A 10168-nucleotide genomic window follows, 5' to 3' on the forward strand; every position below is an offset into this window, starting at 1 on the left:
CGCTTTTCTTCACAGCATTGTCAAGTGTAACGTTTAGATAATTGCTATCCGGAAAAGCATCTGCTATTTATAGCGGCCTGATTTTTCCCCCACATGGGGATCGATAGTGCGTGTTAAGGAGAAGCAACATGCAAGAAGGGCAAATCCGTAAAACATCGTCCCTGAGTATTCTCGCCATCGCTGGGGTGGAGCCATACCAAGAGAAGCCGGGTGAAGAGTATATGAACGAAGCCCAGCTGTCTCACTTCAAGCGTATTCTTGAAGCGTGGCGTAACCAACTCAGGGATGAAGTTGATCGTACCGTGACACATATGCAGGATGAAGCTGCCAACTTCCCGGACCCGGTAGACCGTGCCGCACAGGAAGAAGAATTCAGCCTTGAACTGCGTAACCGTGACCGCGAACGTAAGTTAATCAAAAAGATCGAGAAGACGCTGAAGAAAGTCGAAGACGAAGATTTCGGCTACTGCGAATCCTGCGGAGTGGAAATTGGTATCCGCCGTCTGGAAGCGCGTCCGACGGCCGATCTGTGCATTGACTGCAAGACGCTGGCGGAAATTCGCGAAAAACAAATGGCTGGCTAAGTCATTCGCATCGCATCACCCTCATGGCGGGAGCCCTCTCCCGCCTTGTTCATTTCTGAACCTTAAACATGTCAGACTCAGAGTATATCGGGCGTTTTGCCCCTTCCCCTTCCGGCGAACTCCATTTCGGCTCACTGATTGCCGCTCTCGGCAGCTACCTGCAAGCCCGCGCAAACCAGGGAACCTGGTTAGTGCGCATTGAAGATATTGACCCCCCTCGTGAAGTTCCCGGTGCCGCAGAGACCATTTTGCGTCAACTGGAACATTACGGCCTGCACTGGGATGGCGAAGTGCTTTGGCAATCGCAGCGCCATGAGGCCTATCGTGAGCGGCTCGCATGGCTGCAGGCGCAAGGGCTAAGCTATAACTGTACCTGCACTCGCGCACGCATTCAGAGCGTCGGTGGCACTTATGACGGCCACTGTCGTGAGCTTCATCTCGGCCCTGAAAACGCGGCGGTTCGCTTGCATCAGACTCAGCCAGTTTTGCAGTTTGAAGACAGACTGCGCGGCACCATTACCACTGACGAGCGTCTGGCACGGGAAGATTTTATTATTCATCGTCGCGATGGTTTATTTGCCTACAATCTGGCGGTGGTGGTCGACGATCATTTTCAGGGCGTGACGGAAATCGTTCGCGGGGCCGACTTAATCGAGCCAACCGTGCGGCAAATTTCGCTGTATCGTCATTTTAGCTGGCAGGAACCTGGCTATATTCATTTACCGCTGGCGCTCAACAGCGATGGCAACAAGCTTTCAAAACAGAATCATGCACCTGCACTTTCCGCCGGTGACCCACGTCCGGAAATTATCCGGGCTTTACAGTTTCTACATCAGGACAGCGTTAATGAGTGGCAGGATCTGACTCTCGAGGATCTGCTGAAAATGGCGGTGGCGAACTGGAAGCTTTCAGTGGTGGTTTAATTCAGCATTCTCAAACGCGCCCGGCTGAGCTATGATTAGCCGCAATTTTTTGTCCATACTCTACTTGACGACTGACACGATAACCGAGGTGTAACATTTTTACCCGAGTCGCTAATTTTTGCCGTAAGGTGCTAACCCGTGAAGAAACCGGGGCTGAAACCGTCGACGCAAAACCAGAAATGACGGTCATCCCGCGTGAGCAGCACGCTATTTCTCGCAAAGATATCAGTGAAAATGCCCTCAAGGTGCTCTACCGTCTGAACAAAGCGGGCTACGAGGCTTATCTCGTGGGCGGCGGTGTCCGCGACCTGCTGCTTGGCAAAAAACCGAAAGATTTTGACGTCACCACCAGCGCCACGCCGGAACAGGTGCGTAAATTGTTCCGTAACTGCCGCCTGGTTGGCCGCCGTTTCCGTCTGGCCCATGTCATGTTTGGCCCGGAAATCATCGAGGTCGCCACTTTCCGTGGTCATCACGATGGCTCACCGGACGATCGCGCCACTTCTCAGCGCGGCCAAAACGGCATGCTGCTGCGCGATAATATCTTCGGCAATATCGAAGAAGATGCTCAGCGCCGCGATTTCACCATCAACAGTCTTTATTACAGCGTGGCTGATTTCACCGTGCGTGATTACGTCGGTGGCATGCGTGATTTAGACGACGGCGTGATTCGCCTGATTGGCAACCCGGAAACTCGTTACCGTGAAGATCCGGTGCGTATGCTGCGCGCTGTGCGTTTCGCCGCCAAGCTGAACATGAGCATCAGCGCGGATACTGCCGAGCCGATTCCGCGTCTGGCCACACTGATTAACGACGTGCCACCAGCGCGTTTGTTTGAAGAATCGCTGAAACTGCTGCAGGCCGGTTATGGGTTTGAAACCTATCAACTGCTGCGCGAATACAGCCTGTTCCAGCCGCTGTTCCCGACCATCACCCGCTATTTCACTGAAAACGGTGATAGCCCGATGGAACGCATTCTCAGCCAGGTGCTGCGTAACACCGATAACCGCATTCATAACGATATGCGCGTGAACCCGGCGTTCCTGTTTGCCGCCATGTTCTGGTATCCGCTGTTGGAAACGGCTCAGCGCATTGCGCAGGAAAGTGGTCTGGCTTATTACGACGCCTTCGCGCTGGCGATGAACGATGTGCTGGATGAAGCCTGCCGTTCACTGGCTATCCCGAAACGTATTACCACGCTGGTGCGTGACATCTGGCAGCTGCAGTTGCGTATGTCTCGCCGCCAGGGCAAACGTGCCTGGAAGTTAATGGAGCATCCAAAATTCCGCGCAGCGTACGATCTGCTGGCCCTGCGTGCAGAAGCCGAAGGTAACCGCGAACTGCAGAGTCTGGCGCAGTGGTGGGGTGAATTCCAGGTAGCTGCACCGCCTGCACAAAAAGACATGCTGAACGGTCTGGATGAAGAGCCTGCTGCTCGTCGTCGCCACCGCCGTCCTCGCAAACGCACCCCGCGTTCAGGCAGCAGCGCGTGACACGCGTTTACATCGCCGTTGGCAGCAATCTGGCATCACCGCTCGATCAGGTGAATGCGGCGATTGCTGCGCTCGGCGAGATCCCACAGACCCGCATTGTGGCAGTCTCTTCGTTCTACCGCACGCCACCGCTTGGCCCGCAGGATCAGCCTGACTACCTCAATGCTGCGGTTGAACTCGAAACTGAGCTTCAGCCTGAAGCACTGCTGGATAACACCCAGCGCATTGAATTACAGCAAGGCCGTGTTCGTAAAGCTGAACGCTGGGGGCCACGCACGCTGGATCTCGATATCATGCTGTTCGGCGATAAAGTCATTAACACCGAGCGCCTGACGGTTCCCCATTACGACATGCATAACCGTGGCTTTATGCTGTGGCCGCTGGCGGAAATCGCCCCGGCGTTGCACTTCCCTGATGGCACTTCACTCGCCACACTGCTGCAAAATCTTAACTGCGCAAAACCTGCTCACTGGTAAACGGGAAACCGATTGCCCGTCCCGTCCTGCCTGATACAATGCCGGTAGATTCGGCTTTCGTTATCAGGAAACGCTATGAAACCCACCACTATTTCCCTGCTGCAGAAATGTAAAGAGGAAAAGAAACGCTTTGCCACCATCACCGCTTACGACTTCAGCTTCGCGAAACTGTTCGCCGACGCCGGCATTAACGTCATGCTGGTCGGTGATTCGTTGGGCATGACGGTGCAAGGGCATGACTCCACGTTGCCCGTAACAGTAGAAGATATCGCTTATCACACCCGCGCCGTGCGCCGTGGTGCACCAAACTGCCTGCTGCTCTCTGACCTGCCGTTTATGGCGTATGCCACTCCTGAGCAGGCGTTTGAGAACTCCGCCGTTGTGATGCGTGCTGGCGCGAATATGGTCAAGCTGGAAGGCGGTGCGTGGCTTGCGCCAACGGTAAAAATGCTAACCGAACGTGCAGTACCGGTATGCGGGCATTTAGGCCTGACGCCGCAGTCCGTCAATATCTTCGGCGGTTATAAAGTGCAGGGTCGTGGCGATGCCGCGCAGACGCTGTTTGACGATGCGCTGGCACTGGAAGCCGCAGGCGCACAGCTGCTGGTGCTGGAATGCGTACCAGTGGAACTGGCTAAACGCATTACTGAAGCCCTGACCATTCCGGTGATTGGCATTGGGGCCGGCAACGTCACCGACGGCCAGATTCTGGTGATGCATGATGCTTTCGGCATTACCGGCGGACATATCCCTAAATTCGCTAAAAATTTCCTGACAGAATCGGGCGACATGCGCGCTGCCGTGCGGCAGTATATTGACGAGGTCGAGTCCGGGGCTTATCCGGGCGAAGAACACAGTTTCCATTAAGGAGTTTGTTGTGTTGATTATCGAAACCCTGCCGCTGTTGCGCCAGCATATCCGCCGTTTACGTCAGGAAGGCAAACGCATCGCGCTGGTGCCGACCATGGGCAACCTGCACGACGGTCACATGAAACTGGTTGATGAAGCCAAAGCCGCTGCCGATGTGGTGGTGGTCAGTATTTTCGTCAACCCGATGCAGTTTGACCGTGCCGACGATTTAGCGCGCTACCCGCGTACCCTGCAGGAAGATAGCGAGAAGCTGAACAAACGCAAAGTGGATTTCGTTTTTGCCCCTGCGCCTGCGGACATTTACCCGCAAGGCACGGACACTCAGACGTTTGTCGATGTACCGGGCATTTCTACCATGCTTGAAGGTGCCAGCCGCCCTGGGCATTTCCGTGGCGTGTCCACCATCGTCAGCAAGCTGTTCAACCTGGTTCAGCCGGATGTCGCCTGCTTTGGCGAGAAAGATTTCCAGCAGCTAGCGCTGATCCGCAAGATGGTGGCGGATATGGGCTATGACATTGATATCGTTGGCGTACCAACGGTTCGCGCCAAAGACGGGCTGGCGCTGAGCTCCCGTAACGGTTATCTCACCAGCGACCAGCGCAAAATCGCGCCGGGCTTAAGCAAAGTGATGAATGCCATTGCCGAAAAAATTCAGGCGGGCGAGCGTGATGAGCAAGAGATGATTGCGCTGGCGGAGCAAGAACTGAACGACAAAGGCTTCCGTGCCGACGACATTCAGATTCGTGATGCCGACACCCTGCTGGAGCTGTCTGAGACCAGTAAACGCGCGGTTATTCTGATGGCGGCCTGGCTGGGTCAGGCGCGTTTGATCGACAATAAAACGGTTGAATTATCCCAGTAGACAGGGGTTAAAAAACGGGCAATACTGCCCTCAACACTTGCCCGGCGGCACTCGCGTTTGCCGGGCCTACGTAGGCCGGGTAAGCATAGCGCCACCCGGCAAAGCACCAGGACAGTAAAGGTAAAGTTATGATTCGCACTATGCTGCAGGGCAAACTCCACCGCGTGAAAGTGACTCAGGCGGACCTGCACTATGAAGGCTCCTGCGCTATCGATCAGGAGTTCCTCGACGCGGCAGGGATTCTGGAAAACGAAGCCATTGATATCTGGAACGTGAGCAACGGCAAGCGCTTCTCCACCTACGCCATCGCCGCTGAACGCGGTTCACGCATCATTTCCGTGAATGGTGCGGCTGCGCACTGCGCGGCTGTCGGTGATATCGTGATTATCGCAAGCTTTGTCACCATGTCCGACGCCGAAGCCCGCACATGGCGTCCGAATGTGGCCTATTTCGAAGGCGACAACGAAATGAAACGTACCGCGAAGGCGATTCCTGTTCAGGTTGCCTGAGTCTTACCCCTGCGGCTGGTTGCTGATCAGCCGCGACATGGTCTCTAACGAATCCGTTCTTAAGATATATAAGCGCTTCAATAAGAACGGATTATCGCCCGGCTTCACCTTCCCTTTTACCGTCGTCACCGCCATGTGGAATCCTGCGTCATTCGCCGCCTGAACCGCGGTGGCATTGTATCCACCAAACGGATATGACAGATACAGCACATGCGGATTGAACTGGTTCAACGCCCGACGCGAACGCTCAAAATCAAACAAGATGTTGTGATAGCTGCGGCTCAGCAAAATCGGATGGTGATAACCGTCCACGCGATGCAGGAAGTGAGTATGCGACTGAATATCAAACACATCCTGAATCTGCTCGAGCTCTGAAACACTCATAAACTGCAGCGATTTCGGCCCCCACTTCTGCGGGTAGCGCTTGATACGCGACGAGATGATAAACGCAGTCGCTTTGAAGCCATACTCTTTGAGAATGGGATAAGCGTAACGATTGACCGACTTCAGACCGTCATCAAAGGTAATCACCACTGAACGCGCTGGCAGGTTCATCTTGTTACGCACATAACCTTCAAGCTGGTACATCGTCAGCGTGGTGTAACCCTGATCGCGCAGCCACGTCATCTGGTTGCTGAAGGCTCGCACGGAGGTGGTGGTCGAGGTGTGACGAAAACGGGTGTTTTCTTCATCACGCAAAATGTGGTGATAGGTGAGGATCGGAATACCGTTATCTTCCTGCGCATCCAGGCTGCTGACCCACGCCAGGCGGTTGCCAATACGGATTTGATACCACGTCTGGTGCAGACCATCTTTGAGCTTGCTGATAATCGGATAACGCAAGTTATCGGCCAGCACGCCAAACGGTGCACTGCCCACATTGGGTGCGTTGTACACCGGTGTATCACGCCAGGTCACCAGGTTTTGATTGCTCAGCGGCTTGTTCAAATCACCGAGCGTGTCTTCCACGCGCTGATTCCCCTGCACAGGCTCCAGATGGCCTTTGTCGATAAAGCCCGTGCCAAAGCCAAAGCTGAATTCATAGTAGTCAGCGTTGGTCGGCACGACAGCCAGAATTTGCCCGGCACGCACATTCCCGACCGTCACCACATCATTGCCCACCTGCGCCCAGATAATGGCATCTTCAGTGGTTTGCATGTAGCGGGCAGGCTGCCCGTGCTGGCTAAGCAGACTGGCGCTGACGCTGCCAGAAAGAAGGAGAAGAAATGAGAAAATAACGCGAATCAGCATGCGCTCAGAACCGAAACGATAAGTCAGATGATAGTGTAACAAAAGCACCATCAATACCAATGGTTAATTGGCATACAGGTCATGGAGCAGCACAAACGGCGGATGCTTTTGCTGCTGATGCCAAAGACTGGTGACTTCAGGCCCGCCCTGCGCCACGATCGCTTCTCGGAACGCCTCGCTACTGTAGGTCTCGCGCAGCGGCACCATTGATTCAAGCAGTGAATAGTTAATGCCGGAGATCACTTCGCAATGCGAGTGTTTGTGGCTCATCAGTGCGGCCGTTCGGTACGGCGCGGCACCGGTGATGTCCGTCAGAAAAATAACCCCGTTACCCGAATCCGCCTGATGCAGCGCGTCACACATCATGCGGCTGAGCATGCTGGTGCTAAGGCCACGCCAATAGTTCACCGCCCGGCATTGCACCAGCGGTCCACATTTCTTTTCCAGACGATCCAGTAGCACTTGTGCGCTGTCATCGTGACAGGCAATCACCCAACCCAACATAGTCCGGCTCCTTAGCAGGCAAGTAGTTTAGCGGAGTGAAAGTTGAGGAGGGGTGAGTTCGATCAAGAGTTTGCCCCTCTCCGTGCGAAGAGGGGCGAAATAATCAGCTACGCAGGCCGCGACCACGCTGGATTAAATACCAGCACAGGATATAGAACGCGATGATAAACACTGCCAGCACCGCGACGGTGGTGAACAGCGGCACATCGGTAATGCCGAGGAAGCCAAAGCGGAAGCCGCTAATCATGTAGACAATCGGGTTAAGGTGCGACAGCGCCTGCCAGAACGGTGGCAGCAGCGTCAGCGAGTAAAACACCCCGCCAAGATAGGTCAGCGGCGTCAGCACGAACGTCGGGATCAGGCTGATATCGTCAAAGGTTTTGGCAAACACGGCATTCAGCAGACCCGCCAGCGAGAACAGCACCGCCGTCAGCAGCAACGTCAGCGCCACGAACAGCCAGGAGTGCACCTGGAAGGGCACGAAGAACAGTGAAATTGCCGTGACCAGAATCCCCACACACAGCCCACGCGCCACGCCGCCGCCAACATAGCCCGCGATAATGACATGCGTTGGCACGGGTGCCACCAGCAGCTCTTCAATGTTGCGCTGGAACTTGGCGCTGAAGAACGAAGAGGCCACGTTGGCATAGGCGTTGGTGATCACCGCCATCATGATCAGGCCCGGCACGATAAACTGCATGTAGGTAAAACCATGCATATCGCCAATCCGGGAGCCAATCAGGTTACCGAAAATGATGAAATAGAGGGTCATGGTGATGACCGGCGGAACCAGGGTCTGGATCCAGATGCGCATAAAGCGATTGATCTCTTTGGCCCAGATACTTTTCAGCGCCACCCAATACAACTGCATCATGCCTGCTCTCCTGACTTATTGTGAACCAGCGTGACGAACAGCTCTTCCAGGCGGTTGGCTTTGTTACGCATACTCAATACCTGCACGCCCTGCTCGCTCAGCTGAGCAAAGACGCTGTTGATCCCCTGCTCGCGCAGCACTTCCACTTCCAGCGTGGAGGTATCGACCAGACGGTACTGATAGCCATCCAGCTTTGGCAGTGGGCTTTTCGCCGCCAGATCGAGAATAAAAGTCTCGGACTTCAGCTTCGACAGCAGGTTTTTCATTGAAGTGTTTTCGACCAGCTCACCGTGCTGAATGATACCGATGTTGCGGCACAGCATTTCGGCTTCTTCCAGATAGTGAGTGGTGAGAATAATGGTGGTGCCTTTGTCGTTGAGATCTTTCAGGAAGCCCCACATCGAGCGGCGGAGTTCGATATCCACGCCTGCTGTTGGTTCATCGAGGATCAGCAGTTTTGGCTCATGCATCAGCGCACGGGCAATCATCAGACGGCGCTTCATCCCGCCTGATAACATCCGTGCACGTTCGTTGCGCTTTTCCCACAAATCGAGCTGCTTTAGATACTTTTCGCTACGCTCAACTGCTTCTTTTCGCTCAACGCCGTAGTAGCCAGCCTGGTTGACAACAATCTGCTGCACGGTTTCAAACGGGTTGAAGTTGAATTCCTGCGGCACCAGGCCGAGCTGGCGTTTGGCGTTCACCACCTCTTTATCCAGGTCGTAACCAAAGACGTTCACCTGGCCAGAAGACTTGTTGACCAGCGAACTGATTATCCCGATGGTGGTGGATTTCCCCGCACCGTTAGGCCCGAGCAGCGCATAAAAATCCCCTGCCTCGACCTTCAGGTCAATGCCACGCAGCGCCTGAACGCCACCTGGATAGGTCTTTTTAAGCTGTTTTAGTTCAAGTGCAATACTCATTCAATTTCTCTTTTTAAAATCTTGCAATCGATGTGTGGTATGAAATAAAGCCGAGTTGACCTATATTAGCGCAACGCATTTACTGGGATACAGGCCATTACCCTCCATGAACGACATAGATACACTCATCAGCAATAATGCACTATGGTCAAAAATGCTGGTGGAAGAGGATCCCGGTTTTTTTCAGAAACTGTCGCAGGCGCAGAAGCCGCGCTTCCTGTGGATTGGTTGCTCCGACAGCCGTGTTCCAGCCGAACGTCTGACGGGTCTGGAACCTGGCGAGCTTTTTGTTCACCGTAACGTGGCCAACCTGGTCATCCACACCGACCTGAACTGTCTCTCCGTTGTTCAGTATGCGGTAGACGTGCTGGAAGTCGAGCACATCATTATCTGTGGACACTACGGCTGCGGTGGCGTACAGGCAGCGGTAGAGAATCCAGAGCTGGGTCTTATCAACAACTGGCTGCTGCACATCCGTGATATCTGGTTCAAACACAGCTCTCTGCTGGGCGAAATGCCACAAGAACGCCGCATGGACACCCTGTGCGAGCTGAACGTGATGGAACAGGTCTACAACCTCGGCCACTCCACCATCATGCAGTCAGCGTGGAAACGTGGGCAGAAGGTGAATATCCACGGCTGGGCTTACGGCATTCACGACGGCCTGCTGCGCGATCTCGACGTGAGCGCGACCAACCGTGAAAGCCTGGAACAGGGCTACCGCAAAGCGCTGTCCAACCTGCACACACGTCACAGCAACCACAAATAAGTCCGTAAAAAAGCCGGGTGGCGGCTTCGCCTTACCCGGCCTTGTATTATTCCTCTCGTGCAGAAAGAACCGGCCAGTTATTTCTGCCTGCAGTCCGGACGCCGTATCCGGCCTTAGATTTCGAATCTGT

11 protein-coding genes and 1 pseudogene are annotated in these 10168 nt (G+C 54.5%); 8 read left to right on the forward strand and 4 right to left on the reverse strand.

Annotated elements, in window-relative coordinates; all coding sequences use genetic code 11:
• The first annotated feature begins 128 nt into the window (after nt 1-128).
• The 7 genes and pseudogenes from dksA (at nt 129) to panD (ending at nt 5717) form a co-directional block, all read left to right on the forward strand.
• The gene (gene dksA / locus ACI2I2_RS21130) at nt 129-584 is read left to right on the forward strand and encodes an RNA polymerase-binding protein DksA (protein WP_097162920.1); all 456 of its coding nucleotides are present in this window, start codon (nt 129-131) and stop codon (nt 582-584) included.
• Between the two features lie 68 nt (nt 585-652).
• A pseudogene (gluQRS, locus tag ACI2I2_RS21135) lies at nt 653-1542 on the forward strand (tRNA glutamyl-Q(34) synthetase GluQRS).
• A gap of 60 nt (nt 1543-1602) precedes the next feature.
• Nucleotides 1603-3000 carry a polynucleotide adenylyltransferase PcnB gene (pcnB, locus tag ACI2I2_RS21140; protein WP_404659771.1) on the forward strand — a complete coding sequence of 466 codons (1398 nt, stop codon included), beginning with the start codon at nt 1603-1605 and terminating at the stop codon, nt 2998-3000.
• Entirely contained in the window at nt 2997-3476 is a 480-nt protein-coding gene (folK, locus tag ACI2I2_RS21145) for a 2-amino-4-hydroxy-6-hydroxymethyldihydropteridine diphosphokinase (protein ID WP_404659763.1), read from the forward strand. The genes pcnB and folK overlap by 4 nt, the downstream gene beginning before the upstream one ends.
• A 75-nt stretch (nt 3477-3551) precedes the next feature.
• Nucleotides 3552-4343, forward strand: coding sequence for a 3-methyl-2-oxobutanoate hydroxymethyltransferase (gene panB / locus ACI2I2_RS21150; RefSeq protein ID WP_404659764.1), 792 nt, complete (start codon nt 3552-3554; stop codon nt 4341-4343).
• A gap of 10 nt (nt 4344-4353) precedes the next feature.
• Nucleotides 4354-5208, forward strand: coding sequence for a pantoate--beta-alanine ligase (panC, locus tag ACI2I2_RS21155; protein WP_404659765.1), 855 nt, complete (start codon nt 4354-4356; stop codon nt 5206-5208).
• Nucleotides 5209-5336: 128 nt separating this feature from the next.
• Nucleotides 5337-5717: an aspartate 1-decarboxylase gene (gene panD / locus ACI2I2_RS21160; protein WP_404659766.1), complete on the forward strand. Its 381-nt coding sequence runs from the start codon at nt 5337-5339 to the stop codon at nt 5715-5717.
• A gap of 3 nt (nt 5718-5720) precedes the next feature.
• Here the strand turns inward: panD and ACI2I2_RS21165 are convergent, their stop codons facing one another.
• From ACI2I2_RS21165 to ACI2I2_RS21180, 4 genes are all read right to left on the reverse strand, one after another.
• A complete protein-coding gene (locus tag ACI2I2_RS21165) occupies nt 5721-6968 on the reverse strand; it encodes a polysaccharide deacetylase family protein (RefSeq protein WP_404659772.1) in 1248 nt (415 codons plus the stop codon).
• A 63-nt stretch (nt 6969-7031) separates the two neighbouring features.
• Nucleotides 7032-7472, reverse strand: coding sequence for a PTS sugar transporter subunit IIA (locus ACI2I2_RS21170; protein WP_404659767.1), 441 nt, complete (start codon nt 7470-7472; stop codon nt 7032-7034).
• A gap of 103 nt (nt 7473-7575) precedes the next feature.
• Nucleotides 7576-8346 carry an ABC transporter permease gene (locus tag ACI2I2_RS21175; protein WP_404659768.1) on the reverse strand — a complete coding sequence of 257 codons (771 nt, stop codon included), beginning with the start codon at nt 8344-8346 and terminating at the stop codon, nt 7576-7578.
• On the reverse strand, nt 8343-9269 hold the full coding sequence (locus tag ACI2I2_RS21180; protein ID WP_404659769.1) for an ABC transporter ATP-binding protein: 927 nt from the start codon (nt 9267-9269) through the stop codon (nt 8343-8345). Before ACI2I2_RS21180 ends, ACI2I2_RS21175 begins: the two co-directional genes overlap by 4 nt.
• A 106-nt stretch (nt 9270-9375) precedes the next feature.
• Between ACI2I2_RS21180 and can the strand changes: the two genes are divergently transcribed.
• Nucleotides 9376-10038: a carbonate dehydratase gene (can, locus tag ACI2I2_RS21185; RefSeq protein WP_404659770.1), complete on the forward strand. Its 663-nt coding sequence runs from the start codon at nt 9376-9378 to the stop codon at nt 10036-10038.
• Nucleotides 10039-10168 lie beyond the last annotated feature (130 nt).

Origin of the sequence: Scandinavium sp. NPDC088450 (assembly GCF_044900545.1) — a bacterium.
Taxonomy (GTDB): Bacteria; Pseudomonadota; Gammaproteobacteria; order Enterobacterales; family Enterobacteriaceae; genus Scandinavium.

Excerpts from the sequence above, each read along its gene's own strand:
- ACI2I2_RS21165 (WP_404659772.1), bottom strand. The coding sequence starts at position 6,968 with ATGCTGATTCGCGTTATTTTCTCATTTCTTCTCCTTCTTTCTGGCAGC.
- panB (WP_404659764.1), top strand. The coding sequence starts at position 3,552 with ATGAAACCCACCACTATTTCCCTGCTGCAGAAATGTAAAGAGGAAAAG.
- ACI2I2_RS21180 (WP_404659769.1), bottom strand. The coding sequence starts at position 9,269 with ATGAGTATTGCACTTGAACTAAAACAGCTTAAAAAGACCTATCCAGGT.
- ACI2I2_RS21175 (WP_404659768.1), bottom strand. The coding sequence starts at position 8,346 with ATGATGCAGTTGTATTGGGTGGCGCTGAAAAGTATCTGGGCCAAAGAG.
- ACI2I2_RS21170 (WP_404659767.1), bottom strand. The coding sequence starts at position 7,472 with ATGTTGGGTTGGGTGATTGCCTGTCACGATGACAGCGCACAAGTGCTA.
- can (WP_404659770.1), top strand. The coding sequence starts at position 9,376 with ATGAACGACATAGATACACTCATCAGCAATAATGCACTATGGTCAAAA.
- dksA (WP_097162920.1), top strand. The coding sequence starts at position 129 with ATGCAAGAAGGGCAAATCCGTAAAACATCGTCCCTGAGTATTCTCGCC.
- panD (WP_404659766.1), top strand. The coding sequence starts at position 5,337 with ATGATTCGCACTATGCTGCAGGGCAAACTCCACCGCGTGAAAGTGACT.